This window comes from Anaerolineales bacterium (assembly GCA_003105035.1).
In the GTDB taxonomy this organism is placed as follows: Bacteria; Chloroflexota; Anaerolineae; order Anaerolineales; family UBA4823; genus FEB-25.
On the sequence record PQAL01000043.1, the window covers coordinates 25,112 to 45,593 of the forward strand.

Here is a 20,482-nt window from a genome sequence, read left to right on the forward strand (position 1 = left end):
CAGGTATGGATCGAGAAAACTGGCTAAAATCACGCCAATATACCCCGCAAATGCTCGAGCAAGCCTGTGAGGTGCTGGAAGAAGTGAGGCGTGGCGCCCCGGTGGATAAAGCCCTGCGCCGTCATCCCAGCCCTGCAGGCGGCTACCTTGCCAAGCACGTCTTGGTGGCAGCCTATCGCACGCTGGTCGATTCCGGTGATTGGCAACCGGACCCGGCTGTTTTGGAGCGCATTCGCATGAAACCGGTACGCACCCTTTCGGGTGTGACCACGGTGACTGTGCTGACCAAGCCCTACCCCTGCCCGGGAAAGTGTATCTTCTGTCCGACGGATGTACGCATGCCGAAAAGTTATTTGCCGGATGAGCCCGGAGCGCGGCGGGGTGTGGAGCATGATTTCGATCCTTTCGGCCAGGTTTCCAGCCGCCTGCTGGCCCTCGAATCGGTCGGGCACCCCACTGACAAGGTGGAGTTGCTCATCCTGGGTGGCTCGTGGTGCGCCTATCGCCGCAACTACCACGAATGGTTCATCAAACGCTGCTTTGATGCCATGAATGGCCAGGAATCACAGACCCTGGTAGAGGCCCAGGCACTTAACGAAACCGCCGCTAGCCGGAATGTGGGCTTGGTGATTGAGACCCGCCCGACCGACATCAAACCCTCTGAGCTCCGCTGGCTGCGTCAGTTGGGTGTCACCAAGGTGCAGATGGGAGCGCAGAGCCTGGATGATCGCCTTCTCCAGCTGAACCAGCGCGGCCATTCCCTGGCCGATACGAAATACGCGGTGGCTTTGCTCAGGGCGGCTGGTTTCAAGGTCGTGCTGCACTGGATGCCGAACTTGCTGGGTGCTACACCCGAATCTGACCGTGTGGATTTCGCCCGCTTGTGGGATGACCTGTGCCCGGATGAGATCAAGATTTACCCCACCCAGCTGCTGGCGAATGCTGAGCTCTATGAATACTGGAGGCGAGGCGAATATACCCCGTATACCACCGAAGAGCTGATCTGCCTGATCGCTGACCTCAAACCTACCATCCCACGTTACTGCCGGGTGAACCGGGTCGTGCGTGACATCCCCTCCGATAACGTGGTGGAGGGTAACAAGCGCACCAGCCTTCGCCTGGACGTCCAGGAAGAGCTGAAACGCAGGGGCACTGCTTGCCAGTGCATACGTTGCCGGGAAGTAGGTAAGCAAGCAGTGGCAACCGACACCTTGCAGTTGGATGACCTGGTTTACACCGCAGGCGGCGCAGAAGAGCATTTCTTATCATTTGTAACCCCCGAGGATAAGCTGGCGGGCTTTTTACGCTTATCCCTACCCGGAGCAAACGCTCCTTCGCCTGATTTTTCAGACCTGGAAGATGCAGCCATCATCCGCGAAGTGCACGTATTTGGGCAAAGTCTGGCGGTGGGCGCAGAGCAGGACGGGGCTGCCCAGCACGCCGGTTTGGGGACGGTGCTGCTCCAACGCGCCCAGGAGATTTCCCTTGAAAGGGGGTTTAAACGCCTGGCAGTCATCTCCGCCATCGGTACCCGGCTGTATTATCTGGAGCGGGGGTTCAGTAGGGGTGAGTTTTATCTTATTAAAGAGGTGAATAATTTGTGACAGAATGCACTTGTAAAGGGGGATAATGGTCATTTGTGATGATGGAAAATATTTGTCAAAATACAAGGGCTGCATTCCATATGTATTTAATAATGAGTCGCCAAACAACATAATTCATTAAGGAGGAGCTTTGCAATGAGTCCGAAAGGTGGTTCACGTCCATTTGTCCCATCCAAGCTAAATTTGCGCATTCCTGTCCCTTCAGATATTGATATTGCCCAGGAAGCCGTGCTAAAACCTATCTCGGTGATCGCAGAGGAAGTTGGCCTATTGCCCGAGGAGCTCGAATATCATGGTGAGTATAAGGCCAAGGTACGCTTGAGTGTATTGGAACGCCTCAAGGACGTGCCCGACGGCAAATATATCGAAGTCACCGCCATCACTCCCACGCCGCTGGGCGAGGGTAAAAGCACCACTATGATGGGCTTGAGCCAGGCGCTGGGGGCATTCCTGGGTAAGAGAGTGTTCACCTGCATCCGCCAGCCATCACAAGGTCCGACCTTTGGCATCAAGGGTGGGGCAGCAGGCGGTGGCTACAGCCAGGTGGTGCCCATGGAAGATTTCAACCTGCACTTGACGGGTGACATCCATGCCATCACCGCTGCCAACAACCTGCTGGCAGCGGCTATTGATGCGCGCATGCTGCACGAACGGGCTACGCCTGACGATGAGAAGCTCTTCAACGCCCTGTGCCCAGCGGATAAGACGGGGGCGCGCAGGTTCTCCATTTCCATGCTTCGCCGACTTAAAAAGCTGGGGATCAACAAGACTGACCCGAACGAGCTGACTGTAGAGGAACGCAAGCGCTTTGCCCGGCTGGATATTGACCCGGCCAACATCACCTTCCGCCGTGTAGTGGATACCAATGATCGCCTTCTGCGCACCATCACGATTGGGCAGGGGCCTGAAGAAGCGGGCAATGAGCGCCAGACCGGCTTCGACATCACCGTGGCCAGCGAGATCATGGCTATCCTAGCCCTCACCACCGACCTGGCCGATATGCGCGACCGTATGGGGCGCATTGTGATCGGTACCAGTACGGCTGGTGAAGCCGTCACCGCTGAGGATTTAGGCGTGGCAGGCGCCATGACCGTCTTAATGAAGGACGCCATCATGCCCAACCTGATGCAGTCGTTGGAAGGCACACCCGTGTTTGTTCATGCCGGGCCTTTTGCCAATATTGCCCATGGGCAGAACTCGATCATCGCCGATAAGATCGCCCTCAAGCTGGCGGATTACGTGGTAACTGAATCAGGCTTCGGGGCCGATATTGGCATGGAAAAGTTCTTTGACGTCAAGTGCCGCACCTCCGGCTTGATCCCCCAGGTGACGGTGATTGTGGCCACCGTGCGGGCACTGAAGATGCACGGCGGTGGACCCAGGGTGGTGGCGGGAAAGCCGCTGGATCATGCCTACACGACTGAGAATTTGGACCTGCTGCGAGCTGGCTTGGGGAATATGCAGCACCACATCCGCAACGCCAAAAAGTTTGGTGTGAACGTAGTGGTGGCGGTTAACTCCTTCAAGGACGACACCGACGCCGAGGTGGAGCTCATCCGCCAGGCAGCTGCGGAAGCAGGGGCTGAAGATGCGGTGGTGTGCCGGCACTGGATGGAGGGCGGTAAGGGCGCCATCAAGCTGGGTGAGGCTGTCATCAAGGCTGCCGAAAAACCGACTAACTTCAAGTTCCTGTATCCCCTGGAGTGGTCGATCAAGCAGAAGATCGAGATCATCTGCAAGGACATCTACGGGGCTGATGGCGTGGAGTACACACCCGAAGCCGAACGGAAGATCGCGCTGTACAACAAGCTGGGCTTCGACAAGCTCCCGCTGTGCATGGCCAAGACCCACCTCAGCCTGAGCCACGACCCCGCCTTGAAGGGCGTGCCCAAGGGTTACAAGATCCCCATCCGCGACATCCGCGCCTCCGTGGGGGCGGGCTTCCTGTACCCGTTGCTGGGCGAGATGCGTACCATGCCCGGCTTGCCTACCCGGCCCGTGTTCTATGACGTCGACCTGGACCTGGAAACCGGGCGCGTGTTAGGCCTGTTCTAAACAGGTTAATAACCTTCGTGGGCGGCAAACCTCGCCGCCCACGCTTTATTTAATGACAGGATGTTGACGAATGTTCGGGGATTGTCAAATAACTAAAAATGCACGTAGATGGCCTGATACTGCCACTGGATGCAGCTATCGAGCCACGAGGGAAAGGACCATGGATAGGATGATCAGCACGCCAATCACACCCATCACAATCTGGTAAGTGCGCAGGTTGCGCTGCTGCCCCTTGGAGAGTGAGTTCTTTTTTGCCATACCTTGCTCCTAGGTTATCGATTATAACCTTTAATCCTAGATTCACCAATAACTCTATTAAAAAATTAAAAATCGCTCAAGCAATCAGCAGGCAGTTTTGTTCCACTGCCGCCAGTGGTGCAAATAGGCGTACATACTCCTCGATCTGGCGCAAGTGCGACTGGATTTGATCTTGTGGCACACCTGCCGGGGCATAGGTGACATATAAAACATCACGCGTCTGGGCTGAAATTGGGGAACGGTTATCCTGACCATACAGGATCGTGCAGCATATGCCATGCGGGTCGCGCATCACCATGTCTCCTGGGCGGATAGGTTTATGCTCACCATACATATTTACCATCTCATCACCCAGGTGTGAGACATCCATCACGACTGGCTGCTCTAGCTTCGCCCCATCATGCCCGGCGGTTAAGACCAGGCTGCTCACCTCGGCGGTGAAATTGGCATCTACCAGCGGCGATACATCCGGCAGGTTCCGAGACTTTAAGACGATTGATTCTACCTGTAGAAGCACATGATAGGTCTTGTCGAAGTGCCGGTAATACTTCTCGTAGGCTGCCATAACCGGCAGCGCCAGGAAATCCTGGCGGCTGTAGCCTGCGTAATGGCTGCGCAAACGGGCTTCCGTCTCACGTTTACGTTGGTTGAGCTCCGCGCTGGGTGAAGTGTTCACCACGCCCGATAATTCCAATAACCCGATCGCTGCCCCCGGGTGAGCTGCTCTCCATTCTGGCGTGGCAGAGACGTTAATCATCTCGAGTCATTCCTCCAACCTCTCCGGTCATAGGTTCTCCTTGACCGCCTGTGCCAGCTTCTCAGTCATGCCTTTGACTGACTCGAGTTCTTCGATGGGCGCTTCGCGGATGCCGTCGATATCGCCAAAACGAGCCAACAGCGCTTTGCGGCGGCTCGGACCGATGCCGGGTATGGAATCGAGCTGCGAAGCTACCCCGGCTTTATCGCGCCGGTTGCGGTGGGCGGTGATGGCGAAGCGATGCGCTTCATCGCGCACGCGTTGGATCAGGTACAGGGCCTGCGAGTGACGTGGCAGTACGATGGGTACCGCTTGCTCGGGTACGAACAGTTCTTCATTTTGCTTGGCCAGGCCTGCGACGAAGAACTTGCCAGTGAGCTCGAATTTCTCCAGCACTTTCACCGCCCGTCCCAGCTGGCCCTTGCCGCCATCGACGATCAGCAGGTCGGGCAGGATGGCAAAGGCAGGGTCGGGTTTCTCGCCCGGGTTTTCAGCCAGCTCCTGGGCAGCTTTCCAGCGGTTGAAACGCCGGGTGAGCACTTCCTCCATGCTGGCGAAATCGTCTGGGCCTGCTACGCTGCGGATATTGAACCGCCGGTACAGGTTCTTTTTGGGCACTCCCTGGCCAAAGACCACCATGCTTCCCACTGCAGCAGTCCCCTGGGTGTTTGAGATATCGTAACACTCGATGCGGTTGGGGATGCCTGCCAGGTTCAAATAGGTTTTCAATTCTCCCAGCGATTGCTCCTGGCGGTGGGTATCAGCATGCCACTGGGCTTCCAGGGCTTCCAGGGTGGCAGTTGCGTTCTCGGCTGCCATCTGGATTAGCTCCTGCTGAGGGCCTTCCTTGGGGATATGGATCTCCACTTTTTGACCGCCACGTTTCGTGTTCAGCCATTCGCGGATGATGTTCATTTCCTCGATTTCCTGCGGCAGGAGCACCTGGGCGGGCACCGAGGGGCTCTGGTTGTAAAACTGGGTGATGAAATCACCGATCACTTCCTTATCGGGGGTTTCTTCCGCTCCTTCCATCAGGAAGTATTCGCGCCCGATCAGCTTGCCGTTGCGGATGAAGAATACCTGCAGGCAGGCTTCGCCATTTGTGCGCGCCATGGCGATCACATCCGAATCGATATATTCACTGGAGACGACCTTCTGCTTCTCGACCACCCGCTCGATGGATTGAATCTGGTCGCGCAGGGTTGCCGCCCACTCGAATAGCAGCTGCTCCGAAGCCTGTTCCATCTCCACCCTCAGGCGCGACACGATGGGCTCGGTATGTCCTTCCAGGAACTGGCCCAGGTCGTCGATCATTTGCCGGTAGCCAGCCTGGTCGATCTTCCCGATGCACGGGGCGCAGCATAGCTTGATGTCATAATAAAGGCAGGCCCGTTCATCCTTGCCGGTGATCACCCGGTCGCAGGTCAGGTAGGGGAAAATGTGGCGCAGCACATCCAGGGTTTGATGCACCGCCCACACGCTGGTGTAGGGTCCGTAATAACGCGAGCCATCCTGCACCATCTGCCGCGTCACCGTCAGCTTGGGGAAGGGATCATTCCAGTGTACCTTGATGTATGGGTAGCTCTTATCGTCCACCAGCCTTACGTTGTAATGCGGCCGGTATTTTTTGATCAGGTTCATCTCGAGGATCAGTGCCTCGAGTTCCGAACCAACTACGATCCACTCGATCTCCGCGATGTGACTGACCAGTTTGCGCGTCTTGCGGTCCTCCTGGGCGCTGGAGTGAAAATACGAGCGCAGTCGGTTACGCAAGACGACTGCCTTACCGACGTAAATCACTTTTCCGTCGGCATCCTTCATCAGGTAGCAGCCCGGCTTGAGCGGGGCAGTATCTAGGATGCCTTGCAGATGTTCAGATATCTCCATCGGGCTTCGATTTTATCACTCTTGATGGTGGCGGATAAGGGGAGGTGGGATGTATTCAACCTCCATTAATCATGCCTGCTAACTCGGGTGTTGTATAATTGCGCCTGCTGGCGTAGATGCAGCTTATTCAGCCTATTGGAGGATCAGCTTGGATAAACCCTTGGAAGTGCTTGTAGGCGAGATACTATTACAGCATGAATTATGGCTGGCTACTGCTGAATCCTGCACGGGTGGCCTGATCAGCCATCTCATCACCAATGTGGCGGGGTCGTCGGCTTATTACCTGGGGGGTGTGACCGCTTACGCAAACGAAACCAAGGTCCGCCTGCTGGGGGTCAATCCGGAGACTCTCGAGCTGCATGGGGCGGTCAGCGAGCAGACTGTGCTCGAGATGGCCCGTGGCATACGCTATACCCTGGCTGCGGATATTGGCCTCTCGGTGAGTGGCATCGCCGGGCCTGCGGGCGGCACACCCGAAAAACCGGTCGGCACCGTATGGATCGGCCTCAGCGCTGCCAGCGAGAAGATCGCCCGCCACTACCTGTGGTCGGGGAGCCGGTCGTTGATCAAAGAGCAAGCGGCCCAGGCGGGGCTGCAGCTCCTGCTGGAACATCTGCAGAAGGTCTATAAATAAACCGTTGGCGTTTTGAACCATTTCTTGAGTTAGAATCAATATTCAGACTGAAACATGGAACCCATTGAAGTTACCGCCCATTTTGACGACCATGGCACGGTCACCCCGTTGCACTTCAACTGGAAAGGTGGCCATTTCCGGGTTGAATCCACTGGCAAGCGCTGGTCTGATGATACCGGCCTGCACATGCTGGTCATGCTTTCCAGTGGGCAGATTTACGAGCTGGTCTTTAAAGGTATGGAGGGGTGCTGGTACCTCGCCAGGGTTAGCCCGGAACGCCCGGTGATCTAAGCCCATGCCACGCAGGTTAGCTCAAATTTCGCTTGGCATCCTTGTGCTCCTGCTCCTGGGATCATTCCTGGTGCCTCAACCTAGCCAGGCTCAGGCGGGTGACCCCTATGCACTCATCGATGCAGTGAACACCCTGCGGTTGAACAGTGGGCTGACTCCCTACAAGATCGATAACACCCTGATGGCAATTGCCCAATCACACAGTAATTATCAGGCATCCATCGGCAGCGTTAGTCATATCGGGCCAGGTGGCAGCCGGCCGCGTGATCGGGCAGCTGCTGCAGGCTATGGAGGCGGCGCTACGTTTTTTATTTCTGAGAATATTGCTGGCGGGACTGATTTATCGGTGGATGGTGCCGTTCAAATGTGGCTGGGGGATGACCCGCACATCCAAACCATGCTGAGTGGCAATTACCAGGATGTGGGTGCGGGGGTGGCTGTAGCTGATGGTTTCGTATACTACACGCTTGATGCTGCCTATGTTGCCGGAGGATCCTACAGCCCACCTGCCACAACCCGCCCAGGAGGTCCCACCGCCTTGCCATATTATGCCGTGCGAACGGTCACTCCGAATCCGGATGGTTCACTGGTGCATACCGTGATGGCCGGCCAGAACCTGACCCTGATTGCCAAGGGTTACGGCGTCACGGTGGCTGAGCTTAAGGAGATGAACCACCTAACCAGTGATACGATTTACGAGGGCGATATCCTGATCATCCGCCTGGGGAACACACCCGGGCCGACGGGCACACCTACAGGCACTTCCACGCCAACCAAAGTAGCCACTCCCACCCGGAAGCCCACCCGCACGCCTACTGTCACAGCCTCACCGCAGAACACCGATTTCTCTACCCAAACCCCCGACCCGCCCAGCCCGGAGCTGGCCCAACCCGGCTCAGATAGCTTGGGAAATATCCTGGTGGTGGCCATCATCGTAATGGCCGTGGGTGGTGTTGTGCTGATGGTGGCAGGCAGCGTGATCAAGCGCCGCAGGTGAGGGCGGCTAGCCTTCGCGCGGCACCCATAACTTTTGTAATCGTCCGTCAGTGGCTTCGTTTAGCTCATTCCAGCTTGAAATGGGTAGGTCAATTTGCGCCAGGGCTGCCGTGTTCATGTGTTCATTCACATCGGTTAGCAGGGTTAGCAGCTCATCCAGGTCGGGGTTGTGCCCCACGACCAGTACACGCGTCGCTGTATCCGGTAAACGCTGCAGGATATCCAGGTAACAGTCTGTATCCGACAGGTACAGGTCTTGGTATAACTCAATTTCCTTGGCGTAACCGCTTTCCTCTGCCACTGCCTGGGCCGTATCATGAGCGCGGCGGGCAGTTGAGCTCAGGATTAAGTCTGGCACGAGGTCATTGGCCTTGAGGTATTCCCCCACCTTGGGGGCTTCCTTCTTGCCGCGTTTATTCAGTGGCCGCTCATGATCGTTCAATTCTGGCTGTTTCCAGCTTGATTTTGCATGTCGGAGAAGCAGGAGTGTTTTCATAGAATACCCTCGAATATCATTCCTGTACCCATTATAATTGCATCTTGATTTTTTATTGGGATGGTGACGATGATCCGCGCAATCATTTTTGATTTTGATGGCTTGATCTTGGAGACGGAAGAACCAACCTACCAGGCATGGGCGGAAATCTACCAGTCCTTCGGTTTCCCCCTGCCGTTTTCGACTTGGATGGCCAATGTCGGCACCACCCAGGGAGATTTTGACCCGCGCAGTGAGCTGGAACGCCTGGTGAAGGGCAGCCTGGATTGGGAGCAAATCGAGCTCCGGCGGCGCGCGATCGAAAACCAGCTGATAGAAACCCAGCCTGCATTACCCGGGGCAGCCCAGTACCTGCAGGATGCGCGCCGCCTGGGATACAAAGTGGGTATAGCCTCGAATTCCCCCATTGCATGGGTGACGAAATACATGAGTCGCCTGGGCTTGCTAGACTGTGTCGACCGCTTCAGCACTTCCGACTTCGTCAAACATATCAAGCCAGACCCCGAGATTTATCTGAATGCGCTGCAGGCCTTAGAGCTGAGTGCAGCAGACGCCATCGCTCTGGAGGATTCACTGATTGGGGTCCGTGCTGCCCGGCGGGCAGGGATATTCTGCGTTGCGGTGCCCAATCCATTGATCAGGGGGGTAACCTTTGCTGAGGCGAATTTTCAGCTCCAGTCGTTGGAGGAGATGCCGCTGGAGAGCTTGCTTGAGCGTATAAATCCATTAAAAACACAGGAAGTCGCTGCTTAGGCGGCTCCCTGGTGCGCTGCAGCACCCTTATCCGATCTGGAGGAGGGATGCTGCAGCGCTGAGTCTAAAACGTTCACTTGACATGGCTGACATCACCTCCTATACGGTGGGATAGCATATGAAAGGTGGCGTTGCCACCACCCGTTACTTAAAGTATCACACAAATTGAACTGGCCGTCAATGGATGGTCATTGGGTTATAATAGCCAATCGTTCGCGAAGGTGAGGCTACGATGGGATTTCATGGTGGTGGTTGGTTTTCATACCTCAGCTCAACCGGCGAAAAGCCCAAGGTGACCCTGGGGTTGTTACGGCGGGTGATGGCTTATTCAAAACCTTACCGCTGGAAGTTGGTGGCTATGCTGTTGCTCATCCTGGTTTCCACCGGCCTGGCCCTGCTCACCCCGCTCATCCTGCGCAATTTAATCGATAAGACCATCCCCTCTGGTAACATCACACAGCTCATCCTGCTGGCACTTGCCCTGCTGCTTATCCCGGCAGTGGGAGGCTTGCTGGGTGTTGTCCAACGGCGCCTTAATGCCACGGTCGGTGAGGGGGTTATCTACGACCTGCGGGTAGCCCTGTATAGCCGCCTTCAGCGCATGTCGCTGCATTTTTTTACCAACACCCGCTTGGGCGAGTTAATGAGCCGGCTCAACAACGACGTGGTGGGTGCCCAGAATGCCATCAGCAACACCATCGTGAGCATCATCACCAACATCGTCCAGGCCGCCGCCGTGCTGGTGGTCATGCTCACCCTGGAGTGGCGCCTGACCCTGATCAGCATCATTATCCTGCCGCTTTTCATCCTGGCTGCCCGCCATATGGGAGGTCGCCTGCGTGATATCTCGCGGCGCCAGCTGGAAGCCAATGCCCAGATGAACGCCACCATGAACGAAACCCTCAACATTGGCGGTGCACTGCTGGTCAAGTTGTTTGGCCGGGTGGACACGGAAGTGCAGCGCTTTGAGGGTCGGGCTGCCCAGGTGCGCGATCTGGGGATCGGCAGGGCTTTCCTGGGCGCCATTTTCTTCATTATCATAGGTTTGGTCAGCGCAGTCGGTACAGCCTTGGTTTATGGCATTGGGGGCTACCTGGTGATGCAGAATGCTTTCACCATCGGCACCATCGTTGCCTTCGGGGCATATATGTCCAGCCTGTACGGCGCCTTGCAAGGTCTCACCAACGCCCCGGTTGATTTTGCCACATCGGTGGTCAGCTTCGAGCGCGTTTTTGAGGTCATCGATCTGCCGCACGACATCCAGGAAAAACCCGATGCGCTTGCCCTGAGTGCTGTGCGCGGTGAGCTGGTCTTTGAACACGTCACCTTCCGCTATGACACGGATGGCAAAGCCCTGCTGAGCGATGTAAAGCGCTACGGCCGCATGGATAATGTCGATGCGGTGCTTTCCGGAGAGCCTCAACCCCAGAAGGCCCCCACCCCCAAAACCATAGAGACCCAACCCGTTGGCGATGTGGAAGAGCCTGGCCATAACCAGGCGCGCTTGAACGCCCTGGAAGATGTGAGCTTTATCGCCCAGCCAGGCCAGCTGGTTGCCCTGGTAGGGCCCAGTGGAGCGGGCAAGACCACCCTCACTTACCTGATCCCGCGCTTGTACGACCCCACCAGCGGGCGCATCCTGCTGGATGGCCACGATCTGCGTGATGTAACCCTAGATTCACTCTCGGCCCAGATCGGCATGGTGACCCAGGAGACGCACCTGTTCCACGATACCATCCGCACCAACCTGCTATATGCTAGGCTGGATGCTTCCCAGGCCGGGCTGGAGGCAGCCTGTGTGGCGGCCAATATCCATGACTTTATCGCAAGCCTGCCCGATGGCTACGATACGATTGTGGGTGAGCGTGGCTATCGCCTGAGCGGCGGCGAGAAACAGCGCGTGGCCCTGGCGCGCGTCATCCTCAAAGACCCACGCATCCTGGTATTGGATGAAGCCACCAGCAGCCTGGACAGCGAGTCGGAGATGCTCATCCAGGAAGCCCTCAAGCGCGTGATGGTGGGTCGTACCAGCATCGTGATTGCCCACCGCCTCAGCACCATCCTGGCCGCAGATATGATCCTGGTCATGGATCGCGGCAGCATCGTCGAACGCGGCACCCACCGTGAGTTACTGGCTAAGGGTGGGCTGTATGCCCAGCTTTATGAAACCCAATTCAGTTGTGAGAGAGAAATGGCATGAATATATATTTTGCTTGTTCGATCACTGGCGGCCGTCAGGATGAGCAGGTGTACCAGCGCTTGGTGGCAGCCCTGCAGGAATTCGGTCACCATGTGCCCACGGCCTTGCTGGCCAGCCCCGATGTGATGCCCCTGGAGGGCGTGGTACCTGCCCGGGATGTCTATGAGCGCGACGTCAGGTGGATCTCGGAATGTGACTTCCTGCTCGCCGAGGTCAGCACTCCCTCGCATGGCGTGGGTTATGAGATCGGTTATGCCCTGTCATTGAACAAGCAGGTTTTGTGCCTCTATCGGAAGGGTCGCAAGGTTTCCAAGATGATCCTCGGCAACCCGCACCCCTGTCTGACGGTGCATGACTATGAAACCCCCGATCAGGCAGTGAATATGTTGAATACTTTTTTAGCTGGCCTGACCGTCATTGAGGCATGATGAATAAGGGCATCCTGGCTGGCATCGGGGCCTATGTATTCTGGGGGCTTTTCCCCATTTACTGGCGATTGTTGGAAAGTGTCCCTGCCATCGAGATTCTGGCTCATCGCGTAGTTTGGTCGCTGGTGTTCATGCTGGGGTTGTTGCTCCTGCAAAAGGACCTGTTCTGGTGGAAAGGCATCCTGCAGAACCGGCGTACATGGCTGCTCTATACCATGGCAGCCATCCTGCTCTCGGCCAACTGGTTCACTTACATTTGGGCGGTCAATGCCGGTTATGTGGTGGAAGCCTCCTTGGGGTACTTTATCAATCCCCTGGTCAACTTCATGTTGGGCGTGATTTTCTTCAAGGAAAAGCTGCGTGGAGGCCAGCTGGCGGCTGTGATCCTGGCAGTGCTGGGCGTGCTTTACCTGACCTTTAATTACGGCAGCCTGCCCTGGATTTCGCTGGTGTTGGCGTTCACCTTCGGTATGTACGGGCTGATTAAGAAAATTGCTCCCCTCGAATCGATGCATGGTTTCAGCCTGGAAACCGCCGTGATGTTCCTGCCTGCCCTGGCATTTTTACTCTACCGGAATGCATCCGGAATGGGTGCCTTCGCCCAACAGGGAGCGGCAGTTACCATCCTGTTGATTCTGGCTGGCCCGGTGACTTCCATTCCTCTGCTCATGTTCGGCTTCGCCGTGCGCCGCATCACCCTCTCTTTGCTTGGTTTCCTGCAGTATATCGCCCCCACCTTACAGTTCCTGCTGGGCGTGTATGTCTATCACGAGCCCTTCCCCACCTCCCGGCTGGTCGGTTTCTGTATCATCTGGCTGGCTTTGCTGTTGTACTCACTGGAGAGTGTGTACTTTAACCGTAAAGCTCGACCGTCACTGGTCGAGCCGCTGTAGTATATCCCAAACCAATCCCTGGATGCGTTCAAGGGCAGCCGGCTGGAGTTTGCTGGGTGTATCTGTCATGCGGTGCCACTCCGGCATGAGCGTCGACCCAGTGCGCGAAGCGATCAGACGGGCCGCGTTGAAGCCGCGGTCCAGCAGCAGACTGCACTCAGTGGAGGCACCCACCAGTGGGGTTTTATCCGCCTTCAGCCCGTAGGGCTGACCAACTTTCTTGAGCAATGTCTCCATCTCCTGTGAAATGGTGACCCTCCGCAGGCTGCCTTCTTCGCGGATGTAATTCAAGGTATCACCAATCCCCACCATCTCAAGGTCGATGAACCAGGCCTCTTTGAGTTCGTTTCCATAAGTTGCCATCAGCGCCTGGATTCCATCCCCGCTGCTCTCCTCGCAGCCAGTAAATGCCAACCAGACTTCAGTGTTCTTCAGCGGTTGCTCTGCCAGCCTCCCGGCGAGTGCCAGCAGGGTGCCCACTGAGCTGGCGTTGTCGTTTGCCCCCGGTGAGTAGGGGCCCAGGTCTGCAGTTACTCCTGTGAACCAGCCCAGGAAGTGAAAGCCTGCCAGGCAGATCCCCAGCCAGCCAAAGGCGGGCCAGTCGGTTAATCCAGCCAGCAGGTATACAGGGATCGCCAGGAATATCCCTAATATCGCCATCATCCCGATTGGGCCGAACAGACGCACCAGGAAATCGCTGGCGAACCAGAACACTGCCCGGTGGCTGTCGAGGTGGGCAACCAGCACGACCTGGCGCTCTGCTTGATCGGTTGGCGGGATCCTGGCAATGACGTTCTGGCTGGGCGCTTGCGGCAGGCTGTTACGCAGGGGGTTACTCCGGTAGGTAAACCTGAGCCAGTACAGATATCCGCTTATGCCGAAGGCCAGCACTGCGATGATCACCGCTGGGAGCTCACCCACCGGTTTTCGCAGCAGCCAGTAGGCAGCATGCCCGACCAATGCCAACCCAAGCACCATGGCGATAAACAGCCACAGCGAACGCTCCCCAGAAAAGAGTTGCAGGCTGATGTTTTGTAAGCCCAGCGAGGCTAGCTGTGCTTGCACGTACTCAGCAGCCTGTTTTTCAGCCTGGGTGGCAGAACCGCGCCCGGTTTTGGAGAGGTGCTGGGCATGCGCCAGGGCACGTTGGGCATACCGTGCTGGGTCAGTGTAGTTCAATTCTATGGTGTCGATGTTTGCATTCTCTCTCTTGTAGATAATTTACAGATCGGCAAACGGTGAATTAAGGTTTTATCTCCAGCATGCCTCCCGCACTGTTTCCCTGTACCTCGGGGAAATACACCATCCAGGCATGTGTAGGCAGCAAGTGATACTCGCCAGCCTGGAGGATGTTGAGCGTATAGGTCAATTCATAGGTACCAGCAAGCAGGTAGGCGGCTGTCCAGCTGATATGGTCATCATAGATGCGAGCTGCATCAAACAGCCACCACGCCCATCCATCACGGTAAGGATCGGTCGAATCATACAGTGGTAGCGGCTCGCCCATGTCTCCCAGCTGCATCGTTTTAATGTTGGTGTTGTAGATTTCGCTTCCCGCTGGGATATAGTCTTCCACCTTGAAGTGATAGGCATCCGTGGGCAGGATGATGACCAGGCGCACAACTACCTTATCACCCACCCTGGCGGAGCTGATGGGGGTGGCTGTTGCCAGGTCGGACCCATACGGATAATATGACCGGCTGACGCTGACACCTCCATTAAAGGGTGCCACATCTTCAGCCGGGCGCGATACGTTGAGCGCGGCTGTGTAGTACAGCTGCCCTGTGCCCACCTGGCGCTGGATGGTCAGGCTGTTCGGGTCATTTGGGAAAAGGTTGCCGATCGGCTGGCTGGTTGTCACTGGGCTGAGCTGGGTTTCGCCATCCGCTTCTCCGCTGGCAATCTGGGTGCCATTCAGGCTGGCTCCGAAGGTGTAGTTGCTGTTTAATTCGCCGGTGCCTTTCATCACCTCATCCATTGCCAGCAGGATCCAGCTATCTTCATAGGTGGAGTTCCAGCAGCCATCTGCCTGGCGGTTAGACATCAGGTAGTTAACCGCATCGGGGATCAGCGCCGAATCCGGCTCGAGCTGCGCCAGGGTGTACAGTACGATGGCGCTGTTGGAAAGCGTGGAGGTCATGTTGTTCCAGTCGGGGTTGGTCACCTCCCAGTGTACTCCGGTAGCTGAGCGGATGGCCGTGGCCTGCAAGTCGGAAATCAAGGTGGGAATGGCATCACTGCTGGATGAGGTCAGATCCAGCGATAAGGCCAGGAAAGCCTTGGCCCACGGGCTGAGCCGGTCGCGTACCTGGTATAGCTCGTTGGCACTTTCCAGGTTGCCTGCCCCGGCTAGTTTAAGGGCGTAATTCTCAAATGCCTGGCGGTCCAGCATCCAGGCTTTGGCGGTGGAGTCTGGCGTAACCAGGGACGAGGTGACAAATCCCACGGTGTTGCTGATCGTGTCCGATGGCACTGCAATCCCCACCGCCTGGCTGGTCGCCAGCCCGTAAAGCACATAAGAGGAGATATAGGCATCGCTCACACTGTTCCGGCACCAGCCCCAGCCGCCATCAGCATTCTGCAGCATGAGTAGCTTTCCCAAGGCCTGCTCAAGGTTGCTGTCCAGGCTGGTTTTAAGGTCGGGTGCCTCAATCCCGAAGCTCTGCAGGGTGGTGTAGGTCACCAGGTTCGGTAGGAAGCTCGAAAGTACCGGTTCCGTGCATTCCGAGGGGTAGTACTTAAGCGCCTCCAGGCTGTCCAGCATGGCAGAGGCCAGGGATGGATTAAGCTCGACATCCAGGGAACCCTGTTTGGCATCGAAGGTTGCCGGCAGGCTGACCAGCTCCAGGCGTTCGCCCGCTTCTGGCAAGCTGCCTGAGGTGGCAAAGGTCTGCGGGGCGGTATACCTCAGCACCGGTAGGGCTCCGTTCGCCACCAGGATGGCATCCTGCAGGTTACCAGCCTTAACTGAGAAACGCAAGGAGACACTGGCAACATCCTCAGCGCTGCCCCACCATTCCAGGCGCACCCGCCCATATGCAGGCACGCTGACGGGTTGCGATATCTGTCCAGGGTCGTCTAGCGTGAATCCGCTTGCCTGGAGCGTGGCCATCCCTTCCAGGGCGTTCTCGGTGTTGTTCTGCACCACCGCTGCCAGCTGGGCATGGTCGCCCACCACCAAAAAGCGCGGAGTCGCCGGGTTGATTAGCAGCTCCTGGGTAGTGACCACTTCGATTTGTGTTTCACCCACCAGGGTTTCTTTGGTCAGGCCGCGCACCAGCACCTGCCAGGTGGTCAGGCTGTCTGGCAGGTTGATGCTGACCGTGGCTTCTCCGTTGGCGTCCGTGCGAATTTGCGCATTCCAGTAGGCCGTGTCGGGGAAATTTTCACGGGTCACCGATTCTGGTGCTTCCCCGCCGCCTCCACCACCCATCCCTCCAGGCATGTAGCGCAACCTCTGGCCCGAGGCCGCCAGGCTTAGCCCGGTCTGCACGGCTAGTGCCTGATTGCCATAGAAAGCCTGATAAATATCCTTTGCGTTAGGGTTTGCCAGGCTGAGCACTGCCTTGTCCACTACAGCCAGGGAGAACTCACCCTCCACCGGCTTTCCGTCAGCATCGGTGATACGCAGGTTGAACTTTACTGGCTCGCCCGGCCCTGTGCGCTCGGGTGTGCTGGTGAGCGTCACTTCAAGGTAGTTAAAGGACGGATCTACGGTCAGGTTGGTATACCCCTGGCGGAAATCGGGGTAGCCATTTTCATCGTATCCCAGCAGGGTGACTGCCACATAGACGTTGGGAGCTTCATCTTTGGTGAGCTGCATGGGTATCGTGCTACCGCCCGGTTCCAGGTGCAGGATCTGGTGATCAAGGATTGAGCCGCGCTCGATTGTTAGTAATCCCAGGGCAGTGTCGTTGAACGGGTTGGGGACGAATACCTGGGCAGTCTCACCAGCCTGGTAGCCGTCTTTGTCAGGCACCAGGCGTATGCGCTGGTTGGGCAGGGAAGGCCACACGCTGGTGCCTGCCCCTCCGACCCAGATAACCACCTGCGTCAGCGTGCCATCCCCATCTATGTCAAGTTGGTACGTGCCAGCCTGGGGTGGGGTGAACACCACCCTGCCCGTACCGTCTGCTGCTGTGCTGAGCGTGCTGGTAGCGACCGGGGTATAAACAGCCTTGTATGTTGGAAACGAATATCCCATTGATTCGGGTGGGGGATCGGTACGTACCCAGGTCACGCTTTGGAAGCGGGCGGAAAGCGTCTGCTCTCCCGCCGGGTTGCCATCCCAATCAGCCACCAGGATGTTAAAACCGGCTTCAGCTTTGGCTGCAAACGACCAGGCATCCGGATGGACCCCAATGTAGTATTCAGCCGGGTTCACATAAGCGGACGCTCGCGCACTTACCGGCATCCCACTTTCATCGGTCAAGGTGACTTCCAGGATATACTCCTGGCGACCCGGCTTGCCTGGGGGTGTGATCGTCACGCTCGCCAGCCCCTTGGCATCCGTCCGCAGATCGCCGTCACTGATGAATTCGCCCAACCCGTATGGAGAAAAGTGATAATTGTAGGCACTCAGCCAGCTGGTGTCCACGGGTCCCACCTGGTAGTTGGGGATGTCAAAATAAGAAGTCTGGCGGTACAGCGCCCAGTGCACTGGCTGGTTGTTCGCTGGAGCGTCGTAGAAGTAGCGGGCATTGATCGCTGCCAGCAACTGTGTGCCGCTGAGCACTTCGGTTGCTTGGAATGCAACCTGCAGGTCGACAACAGGTTTTCGGTAATCAGCCACCTTGAATACAACGTAGGTTGAATAATCGTGGTCATGGAAACCGTAGTCACCCGGGGTTGCGTCGATGGGTATGGTGTATTCACCCTCACCCGTACCATATTCCGAAAGAGGCACATCGAAGCTTGCCAGCGTTGCACCCATTGGGTCGTGAATTTCCAAACGGTATGAGCTGATATCTGGCAGTATATAATGCCCTTCGGAGACCTGCCTGGCTACTAATCGAAAATGCATCGTATCGCCGGGGCGGTAGATTGGCCGGTCTGTGTACAGGTACCCGGTGATATCCGATGGGTAAAAGCGCATCGTGATGTCGAAATCCCAGGGCGACACACCGTCGTACCAATGAGCCATGGCGAATCCGAATTTGTCCGTGCCTTGCTCCCCCAACACAACATAAGAGCTATTCGCCTTATTCGGATCGGTTTGAATAGGTTCTTCGAAAACTCCATCTCTGTCGGTTGCTCCGGAGCTCAGCACATCCCCATCTTGGCTATACACGGTGACGGGCAGGTCAGCTACGGGCGTATTGGTGGCGAGGTCGACTACCCAGGCGAAGGCTTCCGTCGAGCTGGTTTTGAAGGTCGTCTGGTAAGGACTGACCGCCAGGATGAGTGTGTTATCGTAGCTATATGAGTTTGGCGGCGTCATGCGCATAAAATACAAGCCCGCCGGTAGGGGGTGCCCATCGGGCGAGACCGGGATGGTTACCGGGGTGGCCTCATTGAGCGGGGTCTCGGGATAGAAGGTCCACGAAACGGCATCCGCAGGGACGAAGTTCTGACGATTTTCATAATTATATGGATCCTGAATTTTCACCAGGTCTTCGATGGTTAGCGAGCCTATACTGATGGGGATGGAAGGCGTGTTGGTCACCAGGGCCAGGATGCCGGTGTCTTCTGTGGTCAGAAATGCTGAGTCGGCGATGTAGGGGAATTGCACCGAGGCGTTCAACGAGCCAGTGCGGAAATGCAGCGTGAAGGGTTGGCCCAGCTTGCTGCCCCACAGGTCGGTCAGCTCGGGTGACACGGTCAGTGAATAATCCGTATCTGGGTCGAATTGCCCATTGGCGTACAACGTCAGCGAGCCTTCATCCAACCATGACCCAAACCCCGGCACGTCTGGCTTAAAGGTCAGGTAATCCTTCATCTCAGAAGTATCCACATATGATGAAAGGATCAGTCCAACGCCTTCATATTGGGCTTTGGTGCCTCCTTCAGGTGGCAGGCTGCCAAGGAGTGTCAGCTCCGATACCGTATGCCAGCTCTGTTGGATCTGGTTCCCCAGAGGAGTGCCGCCCAGCGCGGCTGCACCGGAACCGAGTATGGCTGTGTAAGAGCTGTCGCGCTTCAGTAAAACGGTGGGGGTAAACGTAAAAGTGGTGGAGATATCATTCCAACCTGTATTACCATCCATCGGCGTTCCGTCGCTGGCCTGCAGCGAGAAATTTGCCTCCACACTGGCTTTATCCATTGAATAACTGAAATCCAACCGCACGGAAGCATCCAGGCGTACATTTTCTGTCCCGTTGTAGGGCATGCCAGACACCAGGCGCGGCAAGGTGGTGTCGAATGCCCAGCCCGTTTTGGACTCCAACGGCGCTCCACTGGTGCTGGTTAGGTTCGGGTTGATGCTCACATAATAGTGCTTGCCCCCTGACAAACCAGGTGCAGGATAGAAAATATACGTGCTGGTGTTGATCCATTCACCCGTGCCCGAGGCAGTGGGGGTCAGGACAAACCCCGCCGGCAGGCTGGCAGGGTCTGCACCCAGTGCAACCACAGGCTGGTTAAAGCTCGCCACAATGGCTGAAGTGGGATCCACCTCCTGGGAATCTGGCGCGGGCAGGCTCTCTGTCAGGGCCAGGTAGCTGCTTGTATCGAATGAAAGGCTGATGGGTTGTTGCAAGGCCAGACCCTTGGTAGATTGCGCCGTTGCGGCAATGTTGATGACCTGCGCGCTGCCGGGCTCCAGGGCAGTCTCAGGGGTGTAGGTGACGGTTGCATCATCCTTCCAGGAAAACTTTCCCTTGAGGGCTGGCTCGCCCGTCATTGCGCCTTGAACGGAAGTCCGTTGCATGGGCTGATTGAAATAAAAGGTGATTGGGTTTTTCAGCGCGATCTGCGCTCCTGGCAACGGGTCTGTCTCCACCAGTGCCGGAGGCAGGGTCTGTGGTACCGGCGGGGGCATTGTGGTCGGAGTGGCAGGCACCGAGGTCGGAATGGCAGGCACCGCAGCAGTCTCCACTGTCTTGGAGGGGGATGTCTGCCTGCAGCCTGCCAGCGATATGATCAGGCTGGACAGGATCAGAATGGATAAGATTTTAAAAGAAATAGAAGAATGTTGCCGGATTCCTGGCGCGGAATGGGAACACATGGGCCTCTCTCCTTTTTGGAAGGGAATGGACCTTCCCAGTTGATTGGATTATAACACCCGCCCTT

At 56.8% G+C, this 20,482-nt stretch carries 14 protein-coding genes; 8 read left to right on the forward strand and 6 right to left on the reverse strand.

The annotated features are described in order from the left end of the window. Window positions 1-5 precede the first annotated feature (5 nt). A complete protein-coding gene (locus C3F13_18730; GenBank protein PWB49440.1) occupies window positions 6-1,604 on the forward strand; it encodes a tRNA uridine(34) 5-carboxymethylaminomethyl modification radical SAM/GNAT enzyme Elp3 in 1,599 nt (532 codons plus the stop codon). 135 nt (window positions 1,605-1,739) lie between these two features. Continuing rightward, the gene (locus C3F13_18735; GenBank protein PWB49441.1) at window positions 1,740-3,659 is read left to right on the forward strand and encodes a formate--tetrahydrofolate ligase; all 1,920 of its coding nucleotides are present in this window, start codon (window positions 1,740-1,742) and stop codon (window positions 3,657-3,659) included. Between the two features lie 334 nt (window positions 3,660-3,993). Here the strand turns inward: C3F13_18735 and C3F13_18740 are convergent, their stop codons facing one another. After that, entirely contained in the window at window positions 3,994-4,674 is a 681-nt protein-coding gene (locus C3F13_18740; GenBank protein ID PWB49442.1) for a hypothetical protein, read from the reverse strand. Between the two features lie 27 nt (window positions 4,675-4,701). After that, window positions 4,702-6,561: an excinuclease ABC subunit C gene (locus tag C3F13_18745; protein PWB49443.1), complete on the reverse strand. Its 1,860-nt coding sequence runs from the start codon at window positions 6,559-6,561 to the stop codon at window positions 4,702-4,704. Between the two features lie 94 nt (window positions 6,562-6,655). Between C3F13_18745 and C3F13_18750 the strand changes: the two genes are divergently transcribed. Beyond that, window positions 6,656-7,195 carry a hypothetical protein gene (locus C3F13_18750; GenBank protein ID PWB49444.1) on the forward strand — a complete coding sequence of 180 codons (540 nt, stop codon included), beginning with the start codon at window positions 6,656-6,658 and terminating at the stop codon, window positions 7,193-7,195. A 42-nt stretch (window positions 7,196-7,237) separates the two neighbouring features. Here C3F13_18750 and C3F13_18755 read toward each other — a convergent pair whose 3' ends face one another. Next, complete coding sequence (locus tag C3F13_18755; GenBank protein PWB49445.1) at window positions 7,238-7,492, reverse strand: hypothetical protein; 255 nt, start codon at window positions 7,490-7,492, stop codon at window positions 7,238-7,240. Between C3F13_18755 and C3F13_18760 the strand changes: the two genes are divergently transcribed. Further along, window positions 7,491-8,483, forward strand: a complete 993-nt coding sequence (locus C3F13_18760) for a hypothetical protein (protein PWB49446.1) — start codon at window positions 7,491-7,493, stop codon at window positions 8,481-8,483. The genes C3F13_18755 and C3F13_18760 overlap by 2 nt on opposite strands. 6 nt (window positions 8,484-8,489) lie before the next feature. Here the strand turns inward: C3F13_18760 and C3F13_18765 are convergent, their stop codons facing one another. Then, window positions 8,490-8,978: a hypothetical protein gene (locus C3F13_18765; protein ID PWB49447.1), complete on the reverse strand. Its 489-nt coding sequence runs from the start codon at window positions 8,976-8,978 to the stop codon at window positions 8,490-8,492. Between the two features lie 60 nt (window positions 8,979-9,038). On the opposite strand from C3F13_18765, the gene C3F13_18770 reads away from it, so the two are divergent. From C3F13_18770 to rarD, 4 genes are all read left to right on the forward strand, one after another. Beyond that, window positions 9,039-9,731, forward strand: coding sequence for a hypothetical protein (locus tag C3F13_18770; protein PWB49448.1), 693 nt, complete (start codon window positions 9,039-9,041; stop codon window positions 9,729-9,731). A 232-nt stretch (window positions 9,732-9,963) separates the two neighbouring features. Next, window positions 9,964-11,931, forward strand: coding sequence for an ABC transporter (locus C3F13_18775; GenBank protein PWB49449.1), 1,968 nt, complete (start codon window positions 9,964-9,966; stop codon window positions 11,929-11,931). After that, window positions 11,928-12,359 (forward strand): hypothetical protein, encoded by a 432-nt coding sequence (locus tag C3F13_18780; protein ID PWB49450.1) that lies wholly within the window; start codon window positions 11,928-11,930, stop codon window positions 12,357-12,359. Before C3F13_18775 ends, C3F13_18780 begins: the two co-directional genes overlap by 4 nt. Next, window positions 12,359-13,252, forward strand: coding sequence for an EamA family transporter RarD (gene rarD / locus C3F13_18785; protein ID PWB49451.1), 894 nt, complete (start codon window positions 12,359-12,361; stop codon window positions 13,250-13,252). Before C3F13_18780 ends, rarD begins: the two co-directional genes overlap by 1 nt. Here the strand turns inward: rarD and C3F13_18790 are convergent. Both C3F13_18790 and C3F13_18795 read right to left on the reverse strand, forming a co-directional pair. Further along, window positions 13,232-14,431, reverse strand: coding sequence for a hypothetical protein (locus C3F13_18790; protein ID PWB49452.1), 1,200 nt, complete (start codon window positions 14,429-14,431; stop codon window positions 13,232-13,234). The two genes, rarD and C3F13_18790, sit on opposite strands and share 21 nt — an antisense overlap. Window positions 14,432-14,495: 64 nt before the next feature. Continuing rightward, the gene (locus tag C3F13_18795) at window positions 14,496-20,417 is read right to left on the reverse strand and encodes a hypothetical protein (protein PWB49453.1); all 5,922 of its coding nucleotides are present in this window, start codon (window positions 20,415-20,417) and stop codon (window positions 14,496-14,498) included. Between the last annotated feature and the right edge of the window lie 65 nt (window positions 20,418-20,482).